The organism is Bacillus sp. lyk4-R2A-2 (assembly GCF_030209735.1).
Lineage (GTDB): Bacteria > Bacillota > Bacilli > Bacillales > Bacillaceae > Bacillus > Bacillus pumilus.
In genome coordinates this window covers 493,064-519,795 of record NZ_JARVRK010000006.1, presented here as the reverse complement: position 1 = coordinate 519,795, position 26,732 = coordinate 493,064, and the positions used below count along the sequence as shown (strand labels likewise).

The 26,732-nt window shown below is 41.2% G+C and carries 28 protein-coding genes; 15 read left to right on the top strand and 13 right to left on the bottom strand.

Translation table 11 applies throughout. The features are described from left to right. The first annotated feature begins 79 nt into the window (after positions 1-79). From QRN39_RS13515 to QRN39_RS13505, 3 genes are read left to right on the top strand one after another with little or no spacing between them, the layout of a single operon-like run. On the top strand, positions 80-1,879 hold the full coding sequence (locus QRN39_RS13515) for an ABC transporter ATP-binding protein (protein WP_284907418.1): 1,800 nt from the start codon (positions 80-82) through the stop codon (positions 1,877-1,879). 1 nt (position 1,880) lies between these two features. After that, entirely contained in the window at positions 1,881-2,438 is a 558-nt protein-coding gene (locus tag QRN39_RS13510) for a MauE/DoxX family redox-associated membrane protein (protein ID WP_284907417.1), read from the top strand. Continuing rightward, complete coding sequence (locus QRN39_RS13505; protein WP_106029548.1) at positions 2,435-2,965, top strand: TlpA family protein disulfide reductase; 531 nt, start codon at positions 2,435-2,437, stop codon at positions 2,963-2,965. The genes QRN39_RS13510 and QRN39_RS13505 overlap by 4 nt, the downstream gene beginning before the upstream one ends. Positions 2,966-3,199: 234 nt before the next feature. Here the strand turns inward: QRN39_RS13505 and QRN39_RS13500 are convergent, their stop codons facing one another. Beyond that, positions 3,200-3,709 carry a GNAT family N-acetyltransferase gene (locus tag QRN39_RS13500; RefSeq protein ID WP_284907415.1) on the bottom strand — a complete coding sequence of 170 codons (510 nt, stop codon included), beginning with the start codon at positions 3,707-3,709 and terminating at the stop codon, positions 3,200-3,202. A gap of 116 nt (positions 3,710-3,825) precedes the next feature. Here QRN39_RS13500 and spoIIQ point away from each other — a divergent pair, with 116 nt between their 5' ends. Beyond that, positions 3,826-4,722: a stage II sporulation protein SpoIIQ gene (gene spoIIQ, locus QRN39_RS13495; protein ID WP_003214850.1), complete on the top strand. Its 897-nt coding sequence runs from the start codon at positions 3,826-3,828 to the stop codon at positions 4,720-4,722. 80 nt (positions 4,723-4,802) lie between these two features. Here the strand turns inward: spoIIQ and QRN39_RS13490 are convergent, their stop codons facing one another. From QRN39_RS13490 to QRN39_RS13470, 5 genes are all read right to left on the bottom strand, one after another. Then, on the bottom strand, positions 4,803-5,150 hold the full coding sequence (locus QRN39_RS13490; RefSeq protein ID WP_003214763.1) for a P-II family nitrogen regulator: 348 nt from the start codon (positions 5,148-5,150) through the stop codon (positions 4,803-4,805). Positions 5,151-5,168: 18 nt separating this feature from the next. Continuing rightward, entirely contained in the window at positions 5,169-6,377 is a 1,209-nt protein-coding gene (locus QRN39_RS13485; protein WP_003215412.1) for an ammonium transporter, read from the bottom strand. A 193-nt stretch (positions 6,378-6,570) separates the two neighbouring features. After that, a complete protein-coding gene (locus tag QRN39_RS13480) occupies positions 6,571-7,311 on the bottom strand; it encodes an amino acid ABC transporter ATP-binding protein (RefSeq protein WP_050944422.1) in 741 nt (246 codons plus the stop codon). A gap of 10 nt (positions 7,312-7,321) precedes the next feature. Beyond that, positions 7,322-7,999, bottom strand: coding sequence for an amino acid ABC transporter permease (locus QRN39_RS13475; protein ID WP_284907414.1), 678 nt, complete (start codon positions 7,997-7,999; stop codon positions 7,322-7,324). Between the two features lie 40 nt (positions 8,000-8,039). Then, entirely contained in the window at positions 8,040-8,927 is an 888-nt protein-coding gene (locus QRN39_RS13470) for a transporter substrate-binding domain-containing protein (RefSeq protein ID WP_284907413.1), read from the bottom strand. A gap of 168 nt (positions 8,928-9,095) precedes the next feature. Between QRN39_RS13470 and QRN39_RS13465 the strand changes: the two genes are divergently transcribed. After that, on the top strand, positions 9,096-10,484 hold the full coding sequence (locus QRN39_RS13465; RefSeq protein WP_284907412.1) for an MFS transporter: 1,389 nt from the start codon (positions 9,096-9,098) through the stop codon (positions 10,482-10,484). A 37-nt stretch (positions 10,485-10,521) separates the two neighbouring features. On the opposite strand, the gene QRN39_RS13460 is transcribed toward QRN39_RS13465, so the two are convergent. From QRN39_RS13460 to QRN39_RS13450, 3 genes are all read right to left on the bottom strand, one after another. After that, positions 10,522-11,121, bottom strand: a complete 600-nt coding sequence (locus QRN39_RS13460; RefSeq protein WP_034660243.1) for an undecaprenyl-diphosphatase — start codon at positions 11,119-11,121, stop codon at positions 10,522-10,524. 104 nt (positions 11,122-11,225) lie between these two features. Next, on the bottom strand, positions 11,226-12,413 hold the full coding sequence (locus QRN39_RS13455) for an MFS transporter (protein ID WP_253622083.1): 1,188 nt from the start codon (positions 12,411-12,413) through the stop codon (positions 11,226-11,228). 15 nt (positions 12,414-12,428) lie between these two features. Beyond that, positions 12,429-12,842, bottom strand: coding sequence for a MarR family winged helix-turn-helix transcriptional regulator (locus QRN39_RS13450; RefSeq protein WP_003214738.1), 414 nt, complete (start codon positions 12,840-12,842; stop codon positions 12,429-12,431). 338 nt (positions 12,843-13,180) lie between these two features. Between QRN39_RS13450 and spoIIID the strand changes: the two genes are divergently transcribed. From spoIIID to QRN39_RS13430, 4 genes are all read left to right on the top strand, one after another. Beyond that, positions 13,181-13,459 carry a sporulation transcriptional regulator SpoIIID gene (gene spoIIID, locus QRN39_RS13445; protein WP_008343327.1) on the top strand — a complete coding sequence of 93 codons (279 nt, stop codon included), beginning with the start codon at positions 13,181-13,183 and terminating at the stop codon, positions 13,457-13,459. A gap of 184 nt (positions 13,460-13,643) precedes the next feature. Then, positions 13,644-14,645, top strand: a complete 1,002-nt coding sequence (gene mbl / locus QRN39_RS13440; protein ID WP_012011515.1) for a cell shape-determining protein Mbl — start codon at positions 13,644-13,646, stop codon at positions 14,643-14,645. A 124-nt stretch (positions 14,646-14,769) separates the two neighbouring features. Continuing rightward, a complete protein-coding gene (locus QRN39_RS13435; protein ID WP_003215293.1) occupies positions 14,770-15,609 on the top strand; it encodes a flagellar hook-basal body protein in 840 nt (279 codons plus the stop codon). A 30-nt stretch (positions 15,610-15,639) separates the two neighbouring features. Beyond that, the gene (locus QRN39_RS13430) at positions 15,640-16,458 is read left to right on the top strand and encodes a flagellar hook-basal body protein (protein WP_003215031.1); all 819 of its coding nucleotides are present in this window, start codon (positions 15,640-15,642) and stop codon (positions 16,456-16,458) included. A 14-nt stretch (positions 16,459-16,472) separates the two neighbouring features. Here QRN39_RS13430 and QRN39_RS13425 read toward each other — a convergent pair whose 3' ends face one another. Next, positions 16,473-17,528: a tetratricopeptide repeat protein gene (locus QRN39_RS13425; protein WP_050944418.1), complete on the bottom strand. Its 1,056-nt coding sequence runs from the start codon at positions 17,526-17,528 to the stop codon at positions 16,473-16,475. Positions 17,529-17,746: 218 nt separating this feature from the next. On the opposite strand from QRN39_RS13425, the gene fabZ reads away from it, so the two are divergent. Beyond that, positions 17,747-18,181, top strand: coding sequence for a 3-hydroxyacyl-ACP dehydratase FabZ (gene fabZ / locus QRN39_RS13420; protein ID WP_034620258.1), 435 nt, complete (start codon positions 17,747-17,749; stop codon positions 18,179-18,181). Positions 18,182-18,306: 125 nt separating this feature from the next. Beyond that, complete coding sequence (mscL, locus tag QRN39_RS13415; RefSeq protein WP_003215139.1) at positions 18,307-18,702, top strand: large conductance mechanosensitive channel protein MscL; 396 nt, start codon at positions 18,307-18,309, stop codon at positions 18,700-18,702. A 189-nt stretch (positions 18,703-18,891) separates the two neighbouring features. On the opposite strand, the gene QRN39_RS13410 is transcribed toward mscL, so the two are convergent. Further along, a complete protein-coding gene (locus QRN39_RS13410; protein ID WP_003215215.1) occupies positions 18,892-19,302 on the bottom strand; it encodes a YwpF-like family protein in 411 nt (136 codons plus the stop codon). Positions 19,303-19,419: 117 nt separating this feature from the next. Between QRN39_RS13410 and QRN39_RS13405 the strand changes: the two genes are divergently transcribed. The 3 genes from QRN39_RS13405 (at position 19,420) to ytvA (ending at position 21,950) form a co-directional block, all read left to right on the top strand. Continuing rightward, positions 19,420-19,776, top strand: coding sequence for a hypothetical protein (locus QRN39_RS13405; RefSeq protein WP_003214951.1), 357 nt, complete (start codon positions 19,420-19,422; stop codon positions 19,774-19,776). Between the two features lie 371 nt (positions 19,777-20,147). Beyond that, positions 20,148-21,008, top strand: coding sequence for a Cof-type HAD-IIB family hydrolase (locus QRN39_RS13400; protein ID WP_284907580.1), 861 nt, complete (start codon positions 20,148-20,150; stop codon positions 21,006-21,008). Between the two features lie 153 nt (positions 21,009-21,161). Continuing rightward, a complete protein-coding gene (ytvA, locus tag QRN39_RS13395; protein ID WP_284907411.1) occupies positions 21,162-21,950 on the top strand; it encodes a YtvA family blue-light photoreceptor in 789 nt (262 codons plus the stop codon). Between the two features lie 70 nt (positions 21,951-22,020). Here ytvA and QRN39_RS13390 read toward each other — a convergent pair whose 3' ends face one another. Together QRN39_RS13390 and QRN39_RS13385 are read right to left on the bottom strand one after the other, a co-directional pair. Next, positions 22,021-24,798, bottom strand: coding sequence for a DEAD/DEAH box helicase (locus QRN39_RS13390; RefSeq protein ID WP_253622084.1), 2,778 nt, complete (start codon positions 24,796-24,798; stop codon positions 22,021-22,023). Then, positions 24,785-26,392, bottom strand: a complete 1,608-nt coding sequence (locus QRN39_RS13385; RefSeq protein ID WP_284907410.1) for an SWIM zinc finger family protein — start codon at positions 26,390-26,392, stop codon at positions 24,785-24,787. The genes QRN39_RS13390 and QRN39_RS13385 overlap by 14 nt, the downstream gene beginning before the upstream one ends. A gap of 186 nt (positions 26,393-26,578) precedes the next feature. Here QRN39_RS13385 and QRN39_RS13380 point away from each other — a divergent pair, with 186 nt between their 5' ends. Further along, the gene (locus QRN39_RS13380) at positions 26,579-26,722 is read left to right on the top strand and encodes a YwzD family small protein (protein WP_003214884.1); all 144 of its coding nucleotides are present in this window, start codon (positions 26,579-26,581) and stop codon (positions 26,720-26,722) included. The last annotated feature ends 10 nt before the right edge of the window (positions 26,723-26,732 follow it).

Genomic DNA, 26,732 nt, shown 5'->3' with positions numbered 1-26,732 from the left:
ATGAAGTTACGCAGAGCTATCATAATATAAATATCAAAAATATGTCAATTATACTAAATGGTGTAAGGTGGAGCGTTTGATGAGTACAGTGAACCATTGTTTATATGCAATCTCCTATACTTGGAAAAGAAGTCGATCATATCTTCTGTTAACTCTATTCATCCAAGTGATCGTTGGTTTTATGCCTTTGGCTAGTGTCTGGATTATTCAAACATTGATTAATGAAATTATTTTATTTATGACTTCTTCAGGGGATATTCAAAAGGTTTTAAGGTTATTTGGGTTGCAAATGGTCATTGTGGTTTTAGGATATGGGCTTCAATTCATTCTTCAGCTTAGTCAGCAGAAAGCGACAAATTTGATTGGTTTGCATTTGAAGGGTGAATTGCTTCAAAAGGCGATCAGGCTTCCATATATTACATTTGAACACCCGTCTTTTTATAATGAAAGTCAACGTGTGATGAACAGTCATCAGCATGTTCTGAGTATGGTTAGAAGTATTTTTACAATTATGAGCGCATTGATTACTGTTGTATCACTTCTCATTTATATGATTGGTATCCATTGGGGCTTGGCGGTCATTCTGATCTTATGTACTCTGCCTGTCTTGTGGATTGAGCTTTTCTTTGGAGGCGCACGGTATCAATTAAACCGCATGTTAACGGCAAATGATCGAAGAGAAATGTATGTGTCTGATCTTGTTGCGCAGCGAGATTCATTGAAGGAAATCCGTTTATATGGAATAGGAAATTACCTTCTTCAAAAATGGAAAGGCCATTATGTAAAAAGTGCAGATGAAAAATATAAATTACTAAAACGTCAGGTTCGCTGGGAGATGGCAGGTGGATTGCTTATGACATTTGCCTATGTGTGCTGCGGTCTTTTTATTGTCTTTCTTATCTTTCAAAAGAAATTAGCTGCGGGTACGTTTGTCGCTGTGCTCCAAGCTGTGCAAAATATTCAAAGTGGTTTTCAGGATTTGACGAGGGAATGTTCTAGTTTATATGAAACGAGTCTCTATATTGATGAAATGAGAGCTTTTCAAAAGAGAGAAGAAGAAATTGATGAGCAGACAGAGGAAGCGGCATCGCTTCGGAGGATTGAATGTATTCAGTCCATTACGCTAGAAAATCTCTCTTTTACCTATCCGAATATGAAAACGCCTGCTATTGAACATATACATTTTCATATCGATAAAGGTGAACGCATTGCATTGGTGGGGGATAACGGATCAGGTAAGACGACCTTGATTAAATGCTTGACTGGTTTATATGATCCAGATAAGCCGAATATGCAAAAGGTCAATGGTGAATCGATTTCGACCATTTATAAAAAATCATATCATGCGAGAATGGCCGTCCTTTTTCAAGATTTTATGAAGTACGAATTCACTGTGAAAGAAAACATTGGATTTGGCCGTATTGACGAAATAGATGATAAAGAGCGCATGATCTCAGCTGCACGGCAAGCAGGAATAGAGAAAAGAATTCATCAAATGGAAGAAACATACGATGCGCAGCTTGGTCGGTTTTTTGAAGAAGGTCATGAACTATCTGGGGGACAATGGCAAAAGCTTGCAATGGCGAGAACCTTTTTTAGAGAAAGTGATTTTATCATTTTAGATGAACCGACTTCTGCTCTCGATCCGCTATCGGAGATTTCACTCATTCGAAAGCTATTCGATCATACGCAGGATCAAGGGGTCTTGTTTATCACACATCGTATGGGAGCGGCCCGCTTAGCAGACCGGATTATCGTGATGAAAGATGGTGCTTTCGTTGAAGAGGGGAACCATGAAGAGCTAATGGCGTTAGATGGAGAGTACAAAAGGCTTTACGAGGCACAATCTCAACTATTTCAACAAAAGGAGATGGCGTAAGGTGAGTGTCTTTTATTTTATAGGTGTCTATTTATTAGGAATCATCTTTGCAGGTGCATGGCTTGATAAAGTGAGAAAACAACCGGCGCATATTCAGCAGATGAATGCTTATCGCCTGCTGCCTCCTGCGCTCACGGCGCCCATGTTTTATTTGTTTTTGACTGTTGAATTGGCTTGTACGGTTTTATTATTCGTGTGGAACATGTCTCTTGTACCTGCGATTGGTCTTACAGCACTTTTATGTATCTATACTGGAGCGGTCACCTTCAATTTATTGAGAGGACATCGTAACATTTCATGCGGCTGTGGAGGTTTGCTTGAAAATGACCATCTTCACTGGGGAATTGTGATTCGTAATGTGTCGATGCTGGCTCTTGTGATTGGGTTGTTTTATGTCCATCCCTATGTAGAAACAATTCCGTGGCCACTTCATATTATTTGTTTTCTGATTGCAGTGGCTGTCTGTCTGATTATAGCGGTTGGGAAAACAATCATGATGTTCAAAAGAAAATGGATGAATCAATTTGAATCGTTTATAGAAGGAGACCAAGTGAAATGACTGATATTCTACTAATTATTGTGTTATTCATTGTCATAGCTCAGCTGGCTGTCGTGTTTTTGCTTGCCCGCTTTATCGGAAAATTTATGAGTAAAATTAAATCCCTTGATGGGATTGAATTAAAGGAAGCGGATGTTGGTGATGGTGCGCCGTTATTTCGAAGCTATACACATTTAGGAGATAAGGTTATTTTAAAGGAGTATTTACAGAACGGAAGAGCCGTGATGCTGTTATTTGTAAATACCACTTGTATGACATGCAAAAGCATTTTGTCTGATATGCGTCAGCACATTTCTAGCGATGATACTCAATTCATGTTCATCAATGGAGATGAACAAGGAGATGATGCATTGCTCCTTCAATTGCTGCCTGATCAAGCTGTGTATATGCGCTCTTCGCAAATCATGGAGCTGTATGGGGTAACTGTTGTTCCGCAAGCGATTCTGATAGATGAACATGGCATCATCCTCCAAAGAAAATCTGTTCAAAATGCGAAACAGTTTGAACAGCTGTTACACGCATCATAAAAAAGCGTCTCTTTGTTGGAGAGACGCTCCAGCATGTAGACAAACCCTCGCATTCGTTGTCAGTCCTGCGTGCTGGTGCTCACGAATGTCAAATTCGCTCCGCTCCAGTACTCGTCCTTCCTTGACTGCAAAGGTTTTCTATCACGCTGAAAAGAAGACAAAGGGCTAAAATCAAGATCATTTTAGCCCTTTGTCAACAATCTGAAGCGTCTCTTTGTTGGAGAGACGCTCATTTTATAATTCTTTTCCTAGAATGTCTAAATCGTACCTGCTGCCGTCCATTTCTGCGATGCGTGGCAGGTGACCCCATGTTTCAAAGCCGTGCTTTATAAATAATCGAATGCTGGCTTCGTTGTGCCCGAAAATAAAGGCGAGTAATGTTCGAATGCCTAGTGAAGGTGCCAACTCAATGGCCTCTTGTAAAAAAAGTGACCCTAAGCCTTTCCCTCGATCGTCTTGGTTTAAGTAAATACTCATTTCAACGGTCCCGTTGTATGCAGGTCTTCCATAAAACGTTTCAAAGCTGAGCCAGCCGTAAATATGTCCATCCTCATCTGTTTTCACATAGAGAGGTCTTTTCTCTGAATGATTCAAAAACCATTGCCGGCGGTCTTCAACTGAAACTGGTTCTGTATCGGCGGTTACTTCTCTTGAAGCAATAGTCGAATTGTAAATATCAACGATTGCTTTGAGGTCATCTTCTGTTGCTATACGGTTGAAAGTTTTCACATTAAAGTCCCCCATCTTTTTTTCATTCATCATACATATTATTGATGCGATTGCGCAAAATAAAAAGAAAAATGATTTCGTGTGTATATATTTTTTGAAAAGTGTTCAGAATGTTGCTGAGGTGATGAAAAATGAGAGAGGAAGAAAAGAAACGTACTTCCAAAATCACAAAAGTTCAGCAATTTTTCCGTAAGCGCTGGGTATTCCCTGCAATTTACTTGGTCAGCGCAGCGGTCGTGTTAACAGCCGTTCTTTGGTATCAAGCTGTATCAAAAGATGTGAAAGACCAACTATCTGATGGAAATCAAACAGGGCAAGAACAGCGTGATGATGCCGTTGAAGTTGGAAAGCCAATTGAAAATGTTGCCATGCCAGTCCAGAATTCTGATAATGTTTCTGTCGTGAAAAAGTTCTATGAAGCAGATGCTGATCAAAAAGAAAAAGAAGCAGCACTTGTAAACTATAATAACACCTATACCTTGAGCAAAGGTATTGATCTTGCAGATAAAGATGGCAAAGTGTTTGATGTCACAGCTGCTCTTAGTGGAACAGTGGTTCAAGCGAAAAAAGATCCAGTTCTCGGTCACGTCGTTGAAATTGAACATGAAGATGGATTATCGACTGTTTATCAATCGTTGTCACAGGTGAGTGTTAAAGAAGGCGATGAAGTGAAGCAGAATGATGTCATCGGTGCTTCTGGTAAAAATCTTTATGGTGCTGAAAGCGGCAACCATGTGCATTTTGAAATTCGTATGGAAGGTTTAGCGCTTAATCCACTTAGCTTCATTGACAAGCCTGTTTCAACTATTGAAAAGGCCGCGCAAGAAGTGACGGAAGAAGCAAAAGAACCTGCTCAGCCAAAAGCTGATGAAAAAACGAAGGAACCTGCTGCTGAAGATAAGGCCAAAGAGCCTGCTGGAGAAAAATCTGAAGAAAAGTCTGATGAGAAGGGCAAATCCTCTGATCAAGAAAAGTCTTCTGATTCCTCTAAAGACAGCAGTCAATCTGAAGAAACAAAACAATCTTAAGTCTTGAAACCTCTGTATATGAATCATGCAGAGGTTTTTTTCTGTCTTTAAAAAATCCCCCGCACTCGGCGGAGGATGGTTTAAAGAGCGGCAGGTCCTTCTTCACCTGTCCGAATGTTGATTGTATTTTCTATCTCATATATAAAAATTTTCCCATCCCCTGGTTCGCCTGTACGAAGTACCTTTTGAGCTGTTTCAACGACCTGTTCGACAGGTACTTCGCTTAGGACGATTTCAATCTTTAATCGTTCGTACACATTACTTTCCTTTTTGACGCCACGGTATAGCTCTGTATGTCCCTTTTGTAAACCGCAGCCGTGTACATTCGAAAAGGTAATGGAAGTGACGCCAATCTTTCCAAGCTCCACCTTTAATGTTTCAAAATTGGCTGGACGTGTGACAATCTCCACTTTATACATTTTGCTCATAGAGACACCCCTTTTTCTTTAATCTTGATAAGCTTTTTCCCCATGCATGGTTAAATCAAGACCCACTGATTCTTCTTCTTCGGTTGCGCGAATCTTAAAGAAGAGATTGACCACTTTGATGATTACGTATGTCACAACAGCTACAAAGGCATAAGTGGCCACAATAGCGACGACTTGCTTCCAAAGTAAGCTGGGATCTCCGTAGAATAATCCATTGGCTCCACCGTCATTGACAGAGGTTGTTGCGAAAAGCCCGGTTGCAATTCCTCCCCAAGTCCCGCCAATTCCGTGAAGACCGAATGCATCTAGTGCATCATCATAGCCAAATTTGGCTTTGAGTGAGAAGACTCCCCAGAAACACACAATCCCGCCAATAATTCCGATGATGATAGAAGCAAAAGGTGTGACAAAACCGGCGGCAGGTGTAATTGCCACAAGACCTGCGATGGCTCCAGAAATCGCGCCGAGCATGGTCGGTTTTTTGTTGATCATCCACTCGACTAACAGCCAGCCGATGATTCCCGCAGCAGCAGCTGTATTGGTGTTAATAAAGGCATACATTGCGACACTGTCTAAGGTAAGGGCACTTCCAACGTTAAAGCCAAACCATCCAAACCAAATGACAGCTCCGCCAAGAAGAGTATAAATCAAATTGTGAGGAGAAGAGCTTGCTGCTTCTTTACGCTTCCCAAGCACAATCGCTACGACTAGACCTGCAACACCTGATGAAATGTGAACCACGTTTCCTCCAGCGAAGTCGAGCGCACCCATTTCGCCAATCCAACCGCCGCCCCATACCCAGTGTGCGACTGGCGCGTATACAAATGTGACCCAAAGGAGTGTAAACACAACGACCGCTGAGTAACGAATTCGTTCAGCAAAGGCACCTGAGATGATGGCTGTTGTTAAGACGGCAAAGGTCATTTGGAACATCATGAACAATGAATGTGGGATGGTCTCACTGTAGGGACCGGGTTCAAAGCCAACGCCTTTTAATCCAATCCAGTCTAAGCCTCCAATCCATGCATTGCCTGGCGCAAAAGCCAAGGAATAGCCAAACATGATCCATACGATAGAGACGATCGCTAGTGAAGTTAAGCTGTGCATGGTTGTACTTAAGACGTTTTTACTTCTCACGAGTCCTCCGTAGAATAAGGCTAAACCCGGTGTCATTAACCACACGAGTAGTGCGCAGAAGAACATAAATACTGTATCACCCATTTGCATGCTGCATTCCCCCTGAATCATTCAGAATTAATTGATTTCTTAATTCTTCATTATAGAGAGAAAAGTCATATATGACATATTCATGTAAGGTAATCTTACATGGTTTTTGGTTATATTCAATATAAATGGATGAAAAGTTCGTGAATTATGAGAAAAAACGTGCATTGAGCACGAAAAATAAAGGGCGTTTGACCTATAAAATGGAGCTGAGAAACAGCTTGGTTCGTTCCTCTTGAGGGGAATCGAACAATTTTGATGGCGTGCCTTCTTCGACGATACGGCCTTCGTGCATATAGACGACACGATCGGCGACTTCTTTTGCAAAGCCCATTTCATGTGTGACGATAACCATCGTCATGCCTTCTTTTGCGAGACTTTTCATTGTTTGTAGTACCTCGCCTACAAGCTCTGGATCGAGGGCAGACGTAGGTTCGTCAAATAACATGACATCTGGTTTCATGGCGAGAGCTCTTGCAATAGCCACACGCTGCTTTTGACCGCCTGATAGCTTAGAAGGATATACGTTGGCTTTATCTGCAAGTCCGACCTTTTCTAACAGGACATTGGCTTCTGATACAGCTTGAGCCTTTTTTGTTTTTTTCACCATAACAGGCGCTTCGATGATGTTTTCAAGCACAGTTTTATGCGGAAAGAGGTTAAAATGCTGAAACACCATGCCTATTTTTTGCCGCATCTCGTTTAATTGATCGCGTTTTGGGTGAACAGGGCTGCCATCAATGACGATTTCTCCATCATTTTTGATTTCTAAAAAGTTCATACAGCGGAGCAAGGTGCTTTTTCCAGAGCCACTGGCTCCAATTAAGACGACCACATCATTTTCATAAACAGTGAGGTCGATATCCTTTAAAACATGCAGTTCTCCGAAGTGTTTATTGAGTTTTTCAACACGAATGAGTTCCTTTGATTCTGTCATGTTTCTCCTCCTAATGGTCACTGACTGATAGTTTCTTCTCAAAGGTTTGGACAGCGAATGTTAACAGCAGGACAAGAACTAAGTAATAGACGGCTACAACAAGTAAATAGGTCATATTGTCAAAGCTGTTTGAGCCTTGGGTGGTGGCGACGTTAAATAGTTCATTGACGCTAATAAAGGCGGCGAGTGATGAATCTTTTAAGCCAATAATGAACTGGTTGCCAAGAGGGGGGAGGGCACGCCGCATCGCTTGCGGGAGAATAATACGTCTCATTGTTAGAAAACGCCCCATGCCAAGAGAGCGTCCAGCCTCTTTTTGCCCTTGATCGATTGATTGGATGGCACCTCTGAATATTTCTGCTATATACGCTCCATTATGAAAGGCGAGCGCAATGGAAGCGGCCCAGAAGTCGGGAATATTTAATTCTGTCAGTCCAAAATATAGGATGAAAATTTGAACAATCAGTGGTGTGCCGCGTACAAGGAAGATATAGGCGTTGGCGATATAACCAAAGACAGCCACGCGTGATATTTTCAATAAAGCAAAGAAAAGCCCGATGAACATGCCGATGAAGATGCTGATCACAGTGAGCTGTAAGGTGAGCAGCATTCCTTCTAAAAAAATACCACTTGAATCAATCAGCGTCTGAAAAAAATGTGATAGGGTAGGCAAAACAATCATCTCCATTTGAAGAAAGTGCGCCTAAAAAAGGCGCACAATCGTGGTTTTAATTTTGTTTGACTGTGATGTCTTCATCAAAGTATTTCTCGCTAATTTGTTTTAATGTTCCATCCTTTTTTAATGCGTCAATCGCATCGTTGATCTCTTTTATGAGCTGTTCATTTTCTTTAGATACAGCAATTGCCTGCTCACTTTGTCCGAGTCTTTCCTGCGCTTCGATCTTTAATTTTTTCTTCATGGCTTCTGCACCTGTCGCAAAATCCGTCACGACTGCATCGTGTTTTCCGTTGGCTAGTGCTTCTAAAGCGACTACATCACTGTCGTAATATTTTGGTTCCTGCCCGCTATGTTCCTTTGCAATATCAGCGTAGGACGAGCCTTTTGATACAGCAATTTCTTTGCCTTTTAAATCATCAGCATGTTGAATGTCTGCACCAGGTCTTGTGAAAATTTGCGGACCAGAGTAGTAGTAGGGCTTAGAAAGAAGGACGTGTTTTTTTCGTTCCTCATTGATGGTATGACTTGCAACTGCCGCATCAAATTTTCCTGATTTCACACCTTCAACGATGCCTGCGAATTTATATTTTTTCTGTATAGGCTCGAGGCCTAGTTTGTCACTAATCGCATTGCCTACATCGATATCAAAGCCTGACATCTGATTTCCATCCATGTAACTGAACGGGTGAAATTCACCTGATGCTGCAAATATAAATTTTCCATCCTCCAAAATTGGCGACCCTTTCGCTGTAGAATTACGTTTATCTCCGTTCCCATTTGTTTCATTTGAACCACACGAAGACAGAAGTAATACTGCAACCGAGAAAAGGGCTGGGACCCAAAACCGTCTTTTCTTAATAATAAGCTTCTCCTCCTTTTCAGCCTTTCTCCATATAAGGAGAAAGTAGGCTTTTAAATATGTGTAGCATCTTACCATTTGTTCCTCATATTCTCAATTTTATATGTGTTTTTCCAACACTCGCCCTTTTTAAAATGTATGTCTTGCTTTTCCAAGAGAGAACTTGAATTGATCAGGGTAAAAAAGGGAAATGAATCTCATAATAACGGAAGGAAACATGTCAGAACACAAAGAGGGGGTCGGTGTATGAAGAAGTGGAGGGACAACCGAAAAGTCTTTTTAACTGCGATTGCCTTTGGGACAATGTTAAATCCGTTAAATTCCTCAATGATTTCTTTGGCCTTGCATCAAATCCAGCATGAATTTGGTTTGTCATTTACGACTGTATCTTGGCTTATTTCGTCTTTTTATTTAGCTAGTGCGGTGACGCAGCCGGTGAGCGGCCGGATTGGGGATCATGTGATGAGCCGGAGAACATTATTTTTATTCGGACTGGGTCTTGTCGCGGTCTCAGCCATCTGTGCGCCGTTTGCCCCGACGTTTGCGGTGCTGATTGTGATCCGGCTATTGCAGGCAATTGGGAGCAGTGCCATTTATCCTTCTGGTGTCGGACTCATTCGGGATCATATTCAAGACAAGCAGGCATCGGCGTTAGCGGTATTGTCCATTTTTGCTTCAGCGATGACGGCGCTTGGACCGACACTTGGCGGCTTTTTAATGACAATCGGCGGCTGGCCGGCTATCTTTTTAGTGAATCTGCCTTTTATTTTAATCAGCTTCTTTCTTGGACTATCTTTGTTTCCAAAGGAGCAGAAAAAGAGAAAGCTGCGTATAGGTGAAACGGTACGGAAGCTCGATCTGCCAGGGATGCTGCTTTTTACAGTTTGTATTGTCCTTCTGCTTTCGTTTTTATTATCACTAGGTCATGGCATTCAATATGTACAGGGGATTCTTTGTCTCTTGAGTGCAGGCGCTTTTATTTGGTGGGAGTATCAGGTGGATGAACCGTTTATTCAAATTCGTATGTTCAGACAGGAGCAGCGACTTTCACTCGTGTATGTGCAATTTATCATTTTAAATATCTTTTTCTATTGTCTTTTCTTTGGTTTGCCGAGCTATTTCCAAGATGAATTAGGCTGGCGTGTGGAAATGACGGGTCTTTTTATGCTTTGCATGTCTGGGGTGAGCATCATTGTCTCTCCGCTGACGGGTAAGTGGGTGGACCGCGGGGATGAACGCCATCCGGTATTAGCCAGTGCGGTATTGATGCTGGCTGGGGCGTCTGCGATGACCTTCTTTTTTATTCCGGCACCATTATGGGGAAAAGGGCTTGTTCTAGCGCTGCTTGGACTTAGTTACGGGATTGGAAATGTTGCGCTGCAAGCTGCGATGCTCAAGGCAAGCCCTCAGCATATGATTGGCACGTCCTCTGGGCTTTTTCAAACATGTCGCTACCTTGGTTCCATTCTGTCATCTGCTGTTCTCGGTATGCTGTTTGGAGATGAAATTGCTGGTCCTCATTTTGAGCAGTTAGGCTGGACGCTGATCATGATTTCCCTTATCGGCATCGGTGTCAGTCTTTATTTTTCGAACAAGGTCAGAGGAGGACAGTCAATAAAAAAAGCGGCGCGATAAGTGGAAGAAGATTCTTCATCACGTTATCGCAAGCCGCTTAAGAGTTAGACAGGTCAGAGCCCTGATCCTTTTGCTTCCTTCTAAATATTTTCCCTACAATTGTCTCATAGAAAGTAACGATGCGATCAATTGGAGAGTCAAAGAATTTCCATAATTTATTCATGATAAAGACGACCACAATCGATACGACCAAGCTGCCTAAAACATCTAATGGATAATGGTGACCGACCCAGATGCGGGAGAATCCTGTGAGTAATCCAAAGACGAGCAAGATGTTGCCGAGCTTTTTATTACGAGATCGAATGGCAAGTGAAAGAGCCAGTGCACCTGTTGTATGGTCACTTGGGAAGGAAGCATCTGCTGAGTGCGGAATGAGTGTGTCGACTTTATGCGCCACAAACGGCCGCTCCTCATAATGAAACAGTGTAATCGCAAAATTGACGATAAGTGCCGCGATGCCCGTTACACCGGAAAAGAAGACATGCTTCTTAAATTTGTGATTACCTAAAAACCAGCAAATCAATAAGACAAGGGCGTACACAAGAATGGCCTTTTTCGTAATGAAAATCATGGCCTGATCTAAAAACTCAGAATGATGAGCCATCCCGTGTATCACTTTAAACAATTCGTAATTCAAAACATCACCTATACCTTCGCTTAATGCCAACTATTTTTCAAATAATCGTTTATTTGAAACATCCTATATTTTAGCATGTTTCCGTTGAAGTTTAAAATAGAATCCTATTCTGATAGGGAGACCTTCTGTGCTTTTGCTTCTTGGGGCTTTCGTTCACTCCAATAAAAAACAAACATACTGAGCAAGACAACAATACCTGCAATGAGATATACGTTTGAAAAGTCTGTGAAGCTGACAAGAAGACCAAATACAAATGAGCCAGCAGCAATACCCGTATCATATAGGGTAAAGAAAGTAGCCGTCGCATAGCCTGTACGGTGAGCTGGTGAGTGCTGAATGGCAAGTGTTTGTAAACATGGTACTAGCGATCCATAGCCAAGTCCAATGACACCACCTGATAGAAGAAGCATTGTAGCTGAATGTGTAGCTGTCAGCATCCATAAACCAATCGCAAAAAGAGCAATCGAAGGATAGATCACAATGTGAGGTCCTACTCGGTCAAAAAGTCTGCCTGTAAATGGACGTGATCCAAGCATCGCTGCCGCAAACACAATAAAGAAATAACTGCTTGCCCCCATCAAGTCAAGGGAATTGGCATAGACTGAAATAAATGAAATGATCGGCGAATAACAGAAGGAAATTATGATGCCGACTGCCGCTGTTTTTAATGCACCTTTTTCGAACAGATGAGAAAAAGTAAATCGGAAGACGACACTACCCCCATCTTCAAGCTCTGGCTGTCTGATCAGCATCGTAAAAGCGGCACCAATGGTAACGATAATGGAAAAAAGAAGGAATAAGGAATGGAATCCTACTTTTCCTACTTGATTCAGTGCGATAAATGGACCGATAACCACAGCGAGGTTCATGGACATGACAAAGTAGCCGAGTCCTTCCCCGCGTTTATGTTTTGGAATCATATCTGCCGCAATGGCACTGGTTACTGTCGTCAAAATGCTAAAAAAGATGCCCTGCACGAAACGCAGCATGAGAAGCGTTTGGAATTGATCAATTGGGATGTATAAGTAAGTGAGTAAGGCAAAAGCCGTTGATGAGAAAATCGCCATCTGTTTTTTACCGAATTTCTCAATAATCGCTCCTGAAAACGGTCTTGTCACAATGGCAGACAATAAGAAGACCGTCACAAGGAGACCGCCCTGTGATTCTGTTCCATTTAGTTCATCCATTGTGTAAATGGGCAGTAATGTCAAAAGGGCATAAAAAGAGGTGAACGTAAATAAATTCACCAGGACAATCATGATAAAGTCTCTCGTCCAAATGCGTTCGTTCATGATGTATGTCACTTCCTATTCAGTTGATAATTTGTGTAAAAGTGTATGGAGGAGTTGTTTTTCTTCGTGGGTGAAATTTGAAAGACATTCTTCTTCAAATTGTTCCATCGTACGTTTGATTTCTTCAAATCGGGCCTTAGCATCATCTGTCATCACGATCAGATTTTCACGTTTGTCTTTTCCTTGTACACGTTTCACCCAGCCATTTGCTTCTAGACGGGTTACGGTTCGGGTAATGGTTGGGGCTTCGACGTTCAAATATGTCCAAATGTCTTTTTGGGTTTTCGGGCCGAATGTATCCAAACAAAAAAGTACAGTCCATTGGGACATGTACAAGTCATAAGCAGCAAGCGCTTCGTTCGCCTTTTTAGACAGCAACCTGGCGCTTTGGTGTATTTGATGTAAACACTCTCTATTTAACGTATCCATATGATCACCTTTATTCAATATTTAGCTAGGTAAATAAAATCACCTTTTCTATTTTACGTGCTCGACCCATTCTTGTAAAGTGAAAATTTTCGCCACTCGAAATGATTGCATTTTCTGATAAATCCCTTGTCCCATCTTCATTTTTAGCATATTCCCTATGCAATGCTAATACACTGTTACAAACCTGACAAAGAGAGTGTTTGAGGTGAGGGATCGTGTTTGGCATTTACTACCTAATGGATGAGGAATTAAGACGAACAAGCGCCGCTGAAAATGGACAATATTGATACGGATCTCATTTCACACTTCTCACATCCATTTTAGGGAGGTCGAGTGGTGTGCACGATTACATCAAAGAGCGAACAATCAAGATAGGAAAGTATATCGTGGAGACAAAGAAAACCGTTCGTGTAATTGCGAAAGAATTTGGAGTCTCTAAAAGTACTGTACACAAGGATTTAACAGAAAGACTGCCAGAAATTAATCCAGATCTGGCTAATGAAGTGAAGGAGATACTGGATTATCATAAATCAATCCGCCACTTGCGAGGGGGAGAAGCCACTAAATTAAAGTATAAAAAAGAAGAAATTTTAGAAGGCGAGCCTGTGAAACAATAAGATTAGTTCTTTGTTCTTAAACATGATATATATATCTTCCTCATATCGGTAGTTTCTAACCACAAATTTTGTAAAGACTTTTGTAAAGAAATATCTTTTTTTCTGCAAATTATGATAGAATATATAATTAGGGCAGAATGTGGTATTTGCTATGGAAACAGATTTTCAAGGAGGATATATATAGATGTTTGCTAGGGATATTGGAATTGATCTTGGTACTGCCAATGTACTGATTCATGTCAAAGGAAAAGGAATTGTGTTAAATGAACCATCTGTTGTAGCTCTTGACAAAAACAGCGGGAAAGTTTTGGCTGTTGGAGAAGAGGCTAGACGTATGGTTGGACGTACGCCTGGGAATATTGTTGCGATTCGTCCATTAAAAGATGGCGTAATTGCTGATTTTGAAGTAACTGAAGCGATGCTCAAGCATTTTATTAACTCATTAAATGTGAAAGGGCTATTCTCAAAGCCGCGTATGCTCATCTGCTGCCCAACAAACATTACATCTGTTGAGCAGAAGGCGATCAAAGAAGCTGCTGAAAAAAGCGGCGGTAAGCATGTATTTCTTGAAGAAGAGCCAAAAGTAGCAGCTATTGGTGCTGGTATGGATATTTTTCAGCCAAGTGGAAACATGGTCGTAGATATTGGAGGCGGAACGACAGATATCGCTGTCATCTCAATGGGTGACATTGTAACCGCCTCTTCTATTAAAATGGCTGGAGATAAATTTGATCTGGAAATTCTCAACTACATTAAAAAAGAGTACAAGCTGTTGATTGGTGAACGCACGGCTGAGGATATTAAGATCCAAGTTGCAACGGTATTCCCAGACGCACGTCATGAAGAGATTTCAATTCGTGGACGAGACATGGTGACAGGATTACCAAGAACGATTACCGTCACAAGCAAAGAAGTAGAAGAAGCATTGCGTGAATCTGTATCTGCGATTGTTCAGGCTGCGAAGCAAGTTCTTGAGAGAACACCGCCTGAATTATCAGCTGATATTATTGATCGCGGCGTCATCATTACAGGTGGCGGAGCTCTTCTAAACGGGCTTGATCAATTGCTTGCAGAAGAGCTGAAAGTACCAGTTTTCGTGGCTGAAAATCCGATGGATTGTGTAGCTGTTGGTACTGGCGTCATGCTTGATAATATGGACAAGCTGCCAAAGCGTAAACTCAGCTAATGATGTCCCTCATTCTTTTTCGAAAGAATGGGGGATTTTTATTAAAGAACCCTGCAAATATGCCGATATATTTCATAGAAGATTGTGTTTAGGTCATGTGAAAGAATTTTAATGAGGTGAGCACGTGTTAAAAGGACTATATACCGCAACATCTGCCATGATCGCTCAAGAGCGGCGGACAGAAATGCTTTCAAATAATATCGCAAATGCGAATACGCCAGGATATAAAGCGGATGAGGGGACCATGCGGGCATTTCCAGAAATGCTGCTAAGCCGAATGGAGTCAGGACGTTTCCAAACTTCCTCAGGCAAAGGTTTTAGTGTTCCACAGCAAACGCCGATTGGCGGCATTAATACGGGGACATATATGCAGGAACTGATTCCTCAATTTACACAAGGAACTTTAAAAACAACAGATCAAACAACGGATGTCGCACTAGTCGAAAATAATGTGCCGATCAACCCGGAGACCAATCAGAAATCAGCGCTTTTTTATGCGGTCAATACACCAGAAGGCGTTCGTTATACGAAAAGCAGCTCAATTACAATGAACGCACAAAATCAGTTGACTATCAATGGACGTGCCCTTCTTTCTGTCACAGGTCAGCCAATTACGGTTCAGAGTGAGAATTTCAAAGTGAATGCAGATGGAACTGTGAGTGAAAATGGACAAAATCTCGGGCAAATTGATGTGCGTGTTGCGATGGATACAAGGAACTTAGCGAGAGAAGGAAATGATTTATACCGTACAGCTGATAACCAGCCCCTGCCAAGCGCAGTCAATAACGGTCAAATGTCCTATACGCTAAGTCAAGGTGTATCGGAGCTGTCGAACGTGGATGTGACGAAATCATATACAGAAATGACAACCGCCTATCGAGCATTTGAAACAAACCAAAAAGTGGTTCAGGCGTATGATAAAAGCTTAGAAAAAGCAGTGAATGAAATTGGCAGAGTGTACTAATCAAGAAATGAAAAAGAAAGGAGGATTCTCATGCTTAGAACGATGATCAATGCAGCTGTATCAATGAACGAAGTACAAAAGCAGCTTGATATTATCAGTAATAACATCGCGAACAGTGAAACAACAGGGTACCGTGCGAAAAATACCCGTTTCTCAGAGCTTATCAGACAACAGTTCAACCAGGTGGATGAAAAAAATGCGCAGGTGGCAAACAGTCGTCTGACACCTGATGGGCTAAGGCTTGGTACGGGTACGATGGTCAATGCGTCCATTAACTCGCTGCAAGGCTCGATTAAAGAAACAGGTCGTGATCTTGATGTTGCATTTGGAGCGCCGTCTCAGTATATGCAGGTCAATGTCGGCGGTAATATTCGTTATACAAGAGACGGTTCTCTTTACTTACAGCCAGGCAATAATCGTAATCAAGTGCAGCTTGTCACTAGCGAAGGCCATCCGATTCTTGATGAAAACGGAAATGAAATCGTCTTAAATGCGAATTTCCGTGATATTTCAATTGATAAAAATGGACGTCTAACAGCCATTTCAAGAGATAATCAACCGAATCAGCAAGTGAATCTAGGTGTTGTGCAAGTCAATAACTCTTCAGCACTTGTCTCTGAAGGAGATAATTTATTCTCAGTTGACGGTACTTATCAAGGTGCATTAACGGCACTAAATGGAGCAAACCGCCAAGCGATTCAGCTTCAGCAAGGTGCACTTGAAACGTCGAATGTGGACATGTCTAAAGAATTAACAGATCTCATGACAACACAGCGCTCCTATCAGATGAACTCAAGAACGATTACGATGGGTGATCAAATGCTTGGATTAGTGAATACAATTCGATAATGAGTAGGCTGACATCAGCCTCTCATGATAAAAAAGGCGGCTCGCTCAAAGTCGCCCTTTTTTTTATAAAAATCTGAGACATCGGCAAGCAGATCCTCAAGATCAATCCAAGCCTCTTTTCGTTCAAGGCATGTGACGAGCCTTGCGATCTGCTCATCTGCCTTTGGCGTTTGGCTGTAGAGAAGAAATAAGATTTGGAACTTGATTCTTAATATATCAAATTGAGAAGCAACGGCTTCTTTCAATCCTTTTTGAATATACTTCATTCCTTCATCGGTTAAATTTTCTTTATAACAGGAACGCACAGTTTCGTAGAGGCACGATACATAGGAGTGTGCGGACTTCCGGTATGCTGGGAGACGAAGTGCTTTTTTAAAGTATTCCAGCGCTTTCTTGTGACGGTTTTGTCTCGACTGAATAAAGCCAGCGTCATAATAAACGATACCGAGCAGTTCTTGATCATCAATGATTTTCACGTATTCGATGATCTCAATAAAAAGAGCTTCTGCTTCTTCATATTTTTTTTGATCGCTATAGTTAAGACCAAGCACAATTTTACAACGATAGAGGCTGTGGTCATCCCCATGCTTTGCAAAGATATCCATGGCTTTTTGAACATGACGAATCGATAGCAACGAATAGCGGTTGTTGTAATAAACACCACTTGTACGGAAATGGAACTCTGCTTCCTCCAGCTCATCGTTAAGGAACGACAGTCGTTCTTCCGCCTTTTCGAGATAGTAGATCGCATCATTTTGATCGCTGTTTAAAGCTTCGTAAAGTCCGAGAAAGAAGTAAAAGTAATAGGCCAGTTCTTCGTTCATATCATCTTTGTGCTGCATCAATTCATGTTTCATTTTTTCTAAGTCCTCTGTCTGATTCATCCAGAGCTGCTGGCGAAAAAGCATCAGCTGATAATGTAAATAGAGTTCCTGTTTTTTTGATATTTTACGTTGATGTTTTAATAGAGTTGTTTTGATTTCTTCAGCCTTCGAAAAATGTCGATGCTTTAGCATTGTATACCACGAATGGAGAAGTTTTTTAATGGATTTATCACTTATAAAATTCATTTTTACCCTCTTATTCAATCAATGATGTAATTTATATTACCATATTTGTGAAAAAACAATGAGTGTAGTGTGGATTATATTTGATGGCAATAGGTAATAGTATATTCTATTTTTTACCATATATGTGGAGCGGACGTTGAAAAATACGAGCATTCATAATATACTTCTATAGGAATCAAATGAAGATCATCGATATAGAAAAAAGGAGAGATCAAGATATGCTTGATGCTCAGCAAATTCAAGACATTATTCCACACCGTTATCCATTCTTATTGGTCGACCGTATTTTAGAGGTTGAGGGAGAGAAAAGAGCGGTTGGGATTAAAAATGTCACAGTGAACGAAGAATTTTTTAATGGTCATTTCCCAGGATACCCAGTCATGCCGGGTGTGCTAATTGTAGAAGCACTTGCGCAGGTGTTTGGAGTCATTATGTTAGGCAAAGAAGAAAACAAAGGGAAAATTGGTTTATTTGCAGGAATTGATGGCTGCCGTTTCAAAAGACAGGTGAAGCCTGGCGATCAGCTTCGTTTAGAGGTAGAAGTGACGCGCCTCAAGGGTCCGGTTGCAAAAGGAAAAGCAGTAGCCACAGTAGATGGCGAAGTGGCATGTGAAGCAGAACTTACATTTTCTATCGGTCCTAAAGTATCATGATTTGCCTGGCGGTTCATCAAGGATGAATCGCTTTTTATATGGAAACAACTAGTCTGAACGGATCAGGACTTGCATTTTTGACAAAAAAACGTCATATTAGACAAAAAAGATGAAGGTGATAAAAGATGCTGAAAGAATTTAGAGAATTTGCAGTCAAGGGAAATGTCATTGACTTGGCTGTAGGTGTCATCATTGGGGGAGCATTTGGCAAAATTGTCACTTCTCTTGTGAATGATTTGATCATGCCGCTCGTCGGTATTATTATTGGCGGACATGATTTTAGCGGTCTATCTATTAAGATCGGATCTGCGCAAATTTTATATGGAAGCTTCATACAAACAGTGATTGATTTCTTGATTATCTCGTTTTCAATTTTTATCTTTATTCGTTATTTGAATAAATTAAAACGGAAAAAGGTAGAGGAAGAAGAGGTTGTAGAAACGCCGGATCAAACGGAAGTTTTACTAACTGAAATTAGAGATCTCTTGAAACATCAAAGCCAATCGAAAGATGTGCAATAGAAAAAGAGCGGCTAACCCCGCTCTCAGCGTGTAGGCAAATCCTCGCATTCGTTGTCAGGTCTGTGCTCCGGTGCTCGCCCTTTCTAGACTGCAAAGGTTTTCTATCACGCTGAAAGGAAGACAAAGGGCTAAAATAAGATTCATTTTAGCCCTTTGTCAACTATCTAAGAGCGGCTAATCCCGCTCTTTTTATGTGTTTTGTTTAAATGCATCCAGCAGTTTTTCTCCGGAAAGCCCCTCTTTGACGAGGTCTTTAAGTACTTCTTCGGTTTCTGTTCTGTAACGATTTGTAATCATCTTACCATCGAGCAGCACAGAAATGTTTTCTTCTAAAGCAACAATGTTTTTGACTTGGACAGATAGATGAACAGGGCGGTTGTTTTCTTTTGTGATCGTTACTAGAATCTTCACTTCAGTGTGCTGCTGAAAGAGCACCTCAAACACCTGTCTATGTTTCTTTGGAATGAGTGCCTCGATCATCCAGTGATTTTCACCATCTTCTTTATTAATGATTAAACCGTCACGAAGGGGAATGCTGGACATTTTATCTTGCTTTGGATCAAGTTCGATTTTTAAATCAATCAGCCTAAAGGTTTTCATTTTTTGCACCTCACAAGCGTTCATTATTCGTAAGTAACATTATAGCATACAACATCTGTATAAATGAAACCGCTGCCTGCTTAAAGCGAGTTGCATATGAGTGAAAGGAGATGTTTTATGGAGTCTTATCAATTGCGAAACATACATATTGGCGAGGAGAAGGCAAAGAGCACAATGCGCGTTTATTCGTGGGGAGACATTCTTTCATTTTGTGATGTGTACATGGAAGAAGGCGAGTCACTCACGTTTCAATACGTCACCGAGGATCAAATGGACTACTTTGAATTTCAATTGTCGATTCATGACGGGCAGCTTTGTTTTTATTGGTTTGCGTGGGACGGATCTGATTATATTCACATGCCTTCTAGTAATTGGATTCATTCAGATGTTTTTTATCAATTTATGAAAAATAAGTTTTTCATCAAACAAAACAAGATGATGTTTTATACTCAAGCGGTAAAAAGCAGAAATTAAAGAGGAAATAGAGAATTTGAGGGGGAATTTTGTCATTTTCATGTTTTGTCATATACAACCTTTCTCGGTAGACTAAGGGCAGTTGAAAGGAAAGGAGGTACGGTCTGAATCAAAAGGTAACGTCTAGCATCTGACAGCCCCCTCTAGCTAAAGCTGATAGACGCTGCCTTGAGCATAAGAACACTGCGTAATAGAACCATCGCTTCTTTGTATAGGTCATGTGTCCCCTTAAATCCCCTTGTGTGTATCCGGTCATGTAGCGTGGCCGGGTACCCTTTTATTCAATGATAAACCGATCACCTCTTGATGATGGATTTTATCAGCGGTATGATAGCCAAAATGGAGACAAAAAGGAGAGAACGATGACAAACATTCAATTGATTGCAACGGATTTAGACGGAACGTTATTGAATAGTGAACACAAAGTGAGTCAGGAAAATGAGCAGGCATTAAAGGAAGCAGCGGCGAATGGATTGGAAGTTGTCGTTTCTACAGGAAGAGCGTATTTTGATGTGAGGTCTATTTTTGATGAGCTTGGGATGAATACATGGGTGATTAGTGCCAATGGAGCTGTGATTCATGATCCGGCTGGACAAGTATATCATTCAGCTGCTTTACAAGAAGAAAAGGCCAAACGCATATTGTCGTGGCTTGAAGAACGTGATTATTATTATGAAGTTTTTACAAACGAAGCCATTTTCACACCGAATCGTGGTAGAGAGCTTCTTGCGATTGAAATGGATCGCTTAAAAAGTGCAAATCCAGAAGCGGACCTGAGTGTTTTAAAACAAGCGGCAGAAGTGCAATACAGTCAGTCGGGTTTTTCTTATATTGATACATATAAAGAGTTGTTTCGTGAGGATCGAAAGCTTTCATTCTACAACATCTTAGGTTTCTCTTTCTTTGAAGACAGATTGAAGGCAGGATGGGATATGTTTGGTGATGATTCAGATGTCACAATGGTCAGTTCAGCCGATCATAACTTTGAAATTGGTTCAAAGGATGCATCTAAAGGCCAGGCATTAACAAGGCTGGCAGAACGACTTGGTGTTCCTTTAAGCCAGACAGCGGCTGTAGGAGACAGTTTAAATGACGAATCGATGCTTCGAGCAGCTGGTGTTGGGGTTGCGATGGGCAATGCGAGACAGGATATGAAAGAAATCGCTGATCATGTCACGTTAACAAATGATGAACATGGTGTGGCGTATATGATTCGACACCTGTTGAAATAGATGCATCGGATATCGTTGTATAAATCACATAGGATAAAGCGCATTCTACAAAAGAGTAATTCAGAACTACTTCTATTTACACATGATGTGGAACATCATATAATTTAATTATGAACATAACCCGCTTGTAAGGAAATTAAGGAGAGTAAACGAATGGCGCTGGAATCTTATAAGTCCGAAAATCTGCATTTAATCAAGGAAGCCTTAGACTATACTCAGGTTGGCCTGACGGTGACGGACCCGTCTTTACCTGATAATCCTTTAATATATGTGAACAAGGGCTTTTTAGATATGACAGGCTATCAAGAACCCGAAGTATTGGGGAAGAATTGTCGTTTCCTTCAAGGAAATGAAACAGAGCAAATTGCTCTCCAACAAATTAGAACAGCTATTGAGAACAAAGAGGCTGTCACTGTTCAGCTGAAAAATTATAAAAAATCTGGACAGATGTTTTGGAATGAGTTAAGTGTAGCTCCTCTTTGGATTGACGAAAATGAAGGGAAACGTCTTTATTTCGTTGGTCTGCAAAAGGATGTCACGAAAGAGAAGGAACAGCAGGAGCTTCTTGAGCAATCAATTGATGAAGTGCTGAACATTTCCGTTCCCATTGTACCTGTGAAAGATGGTATTTCTGTGTTACCGATCATTGGTACGTTAACAGCGCCAAGATTTGATAAGATTATCTCCACAGTCTCCAGCTATATCTCTCAATCCAAGGACGATTATTTTATTGTCGATCTGTCTGGTTTATTAGAAGTTGATTCATTTGTGGCAGATGCGATCTTTAAGCTGAACGATTTGATTTTAATGACAGGTACGGAACTCATCGTGACAGGAATTAAACCGAACCTTGCGATGAAAATGGGAGAAATGAGAGAAGACTTCCGTGAATTGAATACGTATATGAACGTGAAATCTGCATTGAAAAAACTGCACATTTAACCTATGTTCATATGAAATGAAAAAAGAGGACTTTTCATCATGTTTGAGAAAAGTCCTCTTTTTGCTTGGATTAAGATGATTGAGCGGCGGCACTTAATGTGAATAAATCTTCTAGTTCGTTTGTCGATAGCTCTGTAATCCAGCTTTCACTTTGGATAATTTGATCATTTAACGTTTGCTTTGTTTCGAGCATTTGATCGATTTTTTCTTCAATCGTGCCCGTTGTGATCATTTTATGGACGTGAACAAATCGTTTTTGTCCGATCCGATAAGCACGGTCGGTCGCTTGGTTTTCCACAGCAGGATTCCACCATCTGTCGTAGTGAATGACATGGTTTGCGGCGGTTAGGTTAAGTCCTGTTCCTCCTGCTTTTAAAGAGAGAATTAAGATGTTGAATTCTTTCTTCTGGAAGCGGTCCACCATTTTATCCCGTTCCTGTTTGGACAGACTGCCATTTAAAAATTGAACTGGTTCTCCAAACATTTTTTCCGCCAGTTGCTTGATCATGTTCCCCATTCCAATATACTGCGTAAAAATGAGGCAGCTTTCTCCTTGCTCATGTATTGCTTTTAACAGCTCTGCGAGTTTATCCATTTTTAATGAACGTTTCAGCAGTTTCACATCGGTTCCACTCTCTTTTAAATAGAGAGCCGGGTGATCGCAAATCTGTTTGAGTCTGCCGAGCATACTTAAAATAATGGCTTTCCGCTGCATTCCTGTTAACGAAGCCATGTGTTCGAATGTATCTTTCACGAGCTGTTCATATAAAGAAGCCTGCTCAGCAGATAGCGGGATGAATTCTTTTTCTTCGAGTTTCTCAGGCAGGTTCAGGGCGACCTCTTCATCTTGCTTTGTTCGTCTTAATAGGAAAGGCTTAATCAGCTGCTGCAGCTGTTCAATTCTTTTTTCATCACGATCTTTTTCAATCGGCAGAACGAATTTCTTATGAAAGCTCGTCAGGCTGCCGAGATATCCTTTGTTGACGAAGTCAAAAATGGACCAAAGCTCTGTTAAACGGTTTTCCATAGGTGTCCCGCTAAGGGCAATGTGATGCTGCCCTTTGAGCTGTCTGATCGCTCTCGATTGTTTCGTATGGGCATTCTTAATGTTTTGGGCTTCGTCTAAACAAATCGTATCCCACTTTGCTGACGTTAATTCATCACGATCAGAATGTGAGAGTCCATAAGACGTCAGGACAATATCTGTTGACTCGTATGCCTTTGTAAAGTGTTCCCCTTGAGGGCGTGATGGCCCGTAATGCAAGGCAACATTCAAATGTGGTGCGAAGGTTTCAAGCTCCCGCTGCCAGTTTCCTAAAACAGAGGTCGGCGCAATGATGAGAGATGGAGCGGCATTTTGCTCCTGCTCCTTTAAATATGTGAAATACGCAATCATTTGAATCGTTTTTCCAAGACCCATATCGTCTGCTAAACAAGCCCCAAATCCATGAGATCTTAAGAATAACAGCCAGTTGACACCATGCTGCTGATACGGCCTGAGTGTGCCTTTGAAGGACTCACTCATTTCGTAGGAAGGCAGCTCATGCGTATCATTTAACTGATGAACAAGCCCTCTTAATTGAGACGAAAGTTCAAATTGAATATGTGCAAATGCTGAGCTGTCTAGCAGCTCTGGAATCGATTCAGAGGATGCTTCTTGATCTGCCAGTTCACGTGACAAAATATCAGACATGTGCAGCCCTTCATTTTCGGCACGCTCCATCCATTTTTTCATTTGCTGGATGAAGGTTGGATCGATTTTGATCCATTGTCCACGAATATTGACAAGGCGCCGTTTACTTTGGACAAGCTCGTTGAACTCATCTTCTGTCAGCTCGATGCCGTTTGTAGCGAAGCGCCAATTAAAGTCCATCAAGGCATCCATTCCGACATGCGACTCGCCTCTAGGGGTAGAGGAAATCCTTGCTTTTAGCATCATGGTGCTTTCTTTGACAATTTGCCACCACGATGGGAGCAGGATCTCAATGCCCATATTCACAAGTGTTTCACTTGCTTCAGATAGGAAGAGCCATGCTTCGTCTTCTGACATGAGCGTGGTGCCAGATGTGAAAGAAAGCCAAGGGACAATTTGACCGAATCGTTCCAGCTCTCTTGAGATTTTATCTTGATACGGATGCCAAGACCTTTTCAATGAACGGATGCCTTCAAAAAAGTGAAGGTCGCTGTTTTTCTTATCACGCAAAAACAATTCGATTTTCCAATCATCTCCGTCGAAATCCGGTTCATTTAAACGCAAGCCGACAGTGAAAGGTGTGTCGTCATCAATCCAGCCAATCGTTTCCAAGAAATCCTGCTCATCTAAAAAATGTCCTTGGAAGGATGAGAGCGCAGGCGATTGTTCTGTCATCCGGTTCCATTTGTGCTGTAAGGCATCATCATATTGAATATAATCCTGTACGGCAAAGGAGAACCACTCAGCCGTATAGCCATCTAATAGTCCTTCTTTGTCTTTAAAACGAAGCACACCTTTTGTCCATGCCTCGTAATCGGGAATGAAATCTTCATCCTCAATGAATTCATAAATGGTGGAGGCGGTCTTCATCAGTGGTTCCGTTTCATCGGTTAGTGTCACATGACTAAAGGTATTAAACGAATTTTTTCCTAGCAGTTCGACGGTCATCCAAGGGCTTAGCAGGAAGGCAGGTGTGCCAATAAAGCTCACATCTTCTAAAAATGTTCCGTAAAAAGACGATTCGTGCCATTGGAAAAGCTGCCTCTTCATTTCATTAAGCGGAACAGGGTGTCCGTCCTCTGCTTGCGCTGAAATGGTGAAAGAGAAATCTTCTGTTTGTTCTGCATGAATGACAATTTGTTTATGGCGTGTCATTAATTAATTTTCCTTTCTTCATTTCCTCTTGGAACGCACGCAGCCGTTTCGTTGAATCCTGTAGCTGCTTTACATATCTTTCCCAAATCGCAGTTTTTTTCGTTTTATGATAAAGCGTGCGCAGTTTTTTTAGCATTTTCACAGATTCCCGGTAAGCACTTCGATTCTTTTGATCGAGAAGCTGTGAGATTTCACGGTGATATGATGGAATGAGCGCTTCAGGCTCCTCTTTTGCAATTTGTTTGATCAGATCCTTCTCCAGTTCACTGATGGAGAAACCAACAAGGCTGTGAATCTCAATCCATTCTGCATAACGCTGTTGTGCATATAATAGCTGACTATATTCAGTAAACGCATAGGGCATGCAAATCTGGAGGTAGCGTTCATATAAATGATGATCCTTCGTCTGCTTAAAATATGCGTCTAAATAAAAGAAGAAATCACTGACGGCTCCTCGCAGTTCTCTGTAGGAAAGGTCGAGCTGGCAATATTCTTCTAAAATATAGGTGATCTCATGATACCAGAGCTTGAGCCGCTTCCAGTCCTTGCGGTTTGTCAGATCCTTCAGCCAATTGAGCACATTTGGCAGCATATCTGCATTGAGCAGCTTTAATTGCTGAAAGAGGCTATCGTCTTCTTTCATTAAATAATCCATGTGCATCAATCCGATGGTACATTCAACCGTTTGTTCTTGCTGCTGAGCGTTTCTTAGTAATTCTGTTTCTTTTTTAACCCATTTCCCTCTATTTAATATGGTGCCCCAAATCTCCATAAAGACCGCTACTCGTTCATGCTGGAAAGGTCCGTTTATTTGAAGAAGTGTCCGAACGGCAGTTGGTGTGTTTTCAAGAAACGGATCGAGGGAAAAGGAAAGGGCGTATGTCTTCAAGTGATCCACTGAATCGAAAATGGTGTTCATAAGCTGTTCGACATATGGATTCATGGAATAAAAGTCCTTCTCGGCATCAAGCTGGCCAAGGTCGATTAATTCATGAATCCTTAACCACACATCGATTGACGTATGAATCGCATACAAACTCTTGAATTCAGGAGAATGAGGTGCGTGTTTTTTTAGGATCGATAAATAGCCGTAATACAAATGCTGCGGTGTTTGCTGATGCTTTGGTGTCCGTTTCAGCCAGAGGTTAAATTCCTCTTGGAAAAAATTCAGCCAGCTTTGGAGTGATTGTTCGTCTGGGCGCTTCACTTGGAAGTGCTGGCGAATCAATTCTTTGCTGCGCTGTAATTCATCCTTTTCTGACCAATTTTCTGTAAATCCAGTCACACTCTCCACTTGAGCGTATAGCGAAAAGAAGACAGCGAGAATGTGTTTACAAAGTCCATCTGCCGGACATGAGCAGCTGCTTCTCACAGGAAACAGCACATGAAGATGGACTCTTGCTGCCACAACATCATGTACATAAGCTGACCATTCCGTATCAGATTCTTGCTTGAGACGATATACACTGTCCTGTCTATAAGTAATCAATGCTTTTTTGATGAGTTGTTTGTTTTCATCTGTTGCAGGAAGAAGTTCTTTGATCTGTTCGGCTGTTTGTTTGATTTCTTCCTCGTTGATGTTGTGCTGAAGCATTTGATCCGCTCCTAACCAAGTAAAAGATTCCAATTCTTTTATTATAGCTCAATGGTGATTTATAAAAAAGTTTTTCATGAAAATGGTCATAAATTTCAAAAGCTGTCGAATGATGTATTAGAGTATTGCATAAACCAACCTTACAGCATATAATAATGAAATTAGTGGAATCGAAAGGATACAGACATGGATAATAAGGGTTTGAATCAAGAAGAGTTTTTAAAAATTTTGATGTACGCTCATGATATTGGTGAGAATTCAAATGACGTCACCACAAAAGAAATGCTTGAAAATCTGATTGCTCATATTCGAAATGGTCTTGTTTCATAAAAGTGACCCC

Coding starts and splice junctions, on each gene's coding strand:
- QRN39_RS13515 (WP_284907418.1), top strand. CDS start 80: ATGAGTACAGTGAACCATTGTTTATATGCAATCTCCTATACTTGGAAA.
- QRN39_RS13505 (WP_106029548.1), top strand. CDS start 2,435: ATGACTGATATTCTACTAATTATTGTGTTATTCATTGTCATAGCTCAG.
- QRN39_RS13500 (WP_284907415.1), bottom strand. CDS start 3,709: ATGGGGGACTTTAATGTGAAAACTTTCAACCGTATAGCAACAGAAGAT.
- spoIIQ (WP_003214850.1), top strand. CDS start 3,826: ATGAGAGAGGAAGAAAAGAAACGTACTTCCAAAATCACAAAAGTTCAG.
- QRN39_RS13490 (WP_003214763.1), bottom strand. CDS start 5,150: ATGAGCAAAATGTATAAAGTGGAGATTGTCACACGTCCAGCCAATTTT.
- QRN39_RS13485 (WP_003215412.1), bottom strand. CDS start 6,377: ATGCAAATGGGTGATACAGTATTTATGTTCTTCTGCGCACTACTCGTG.
- QRN39_RS13480 (WP_050944422.1), bottom strand. CDS start 7,311: ATGACAGAATCAAAGGAACTCATTCGTGTTGAAAAACTCAATAAACAC.
- QRN39_RS13475 (WP_284907414.1), bottom strand. CDS start 7,999: ATGGAGATGATTGTTTTGCCTACCCTATCACATTTTTTTCAGACGCTG.
- QRN39_RS13470 (WP_284907413.1), bottom strand. CDS start 8,927: ATGGTAAGATGCTACACATATTTAAAAGCCTACTTTCTCCTTATATGG.
- QRN39_RS13465 (WP_284907412.1), top strand. CDS start 9,096: ATGAAGAAGTGGAGGGACAACCGAAAAGTCTTTTTAACTGCGATTGCC.
- QRN39_RS13455 (WP_253622083.1), bottom strand. CDS start 12,413: ATGAACGAACGCATTTGGACGAGAGACTTTATCATGATTGTCCTGGTG.
- QRN39_RS13450 (WP_003214738.1), bottom strand. CDS start 12,842: ATGGATACGTTAAATAGAGAGTGTTTACATCAAATACACCAAAGCGCC.
- mbl (WP_012011515.1), top strand. CDS start 13,644: ATGTTTGCTAGGGATATTGGAATTGATCTTGGTACTGCCAATGTACTG.
- QRN39_RS13430 (WP_003215031.1), top strand. CDS start 15,640: ATGCTTAGAACGATGATCAATGCAGCTGTATCAATGAACGAAGTACAA.
- QRN39_RS13425 (WP_050944418.1), bottom strand. CDS start 17,528: ATGAATTTTATAAGTGATAAATCCATTAAAAAACTTCTCCATTCGTGG.
- fabZ (WP_034620258.1), top strand. CDS start 17,747: ATGCTTGATGCTCAGCAAATTCAAGACATTATTCCACACCGTTATCCA.
- mscL (WP_003215139.1), top strand. CDS start 18,307: ATGCTGAAAGAATTTAGAGAATTTGCAGTCAAGGGAAATGTCATTGAC.
- QRN39_RS13410 (WP_003215215.1), bottom strand. CDS start 19,302: ATGAAAACCTTTAGGCTGATTGATTTAAAAATCGAACTTGATCCAAAG.
- QRN39_RS13405 (WP_003214951.1), top strand. CDS start 19,420: ATGGAGTCTTATCAATTGCGAAACATACATATTGGCGAGGAGAAGGCA.
- ytvA (WP_284907411.1), top strand. CDS start 21,162: ATGGCGCTGGAATCTTATAAGTCCGAAAATCTGCATTTAATCAAGGAA.
- QRN39_RS13390 (WP_253622084.1), bottom strand. CDS start 24,798: ATGACACGCCATAAACAAATTGTCATTCATGCAGAACAAACAGAAGAT.
- QRN39_RS13385 (WP_284907410.1), bottom strand. CDS start 26,392: ATGCTTCAGCACAACATCAACGAGGAAGAAATCAAACAAACAGCCGAA.
- QRN39_RS13380 (WP_003214884.1), top strand. CDS start 26,579: ATGGATAATAAGGGTTTGAATCAAGAAGAGTTTTTAAAAATTTTGATG.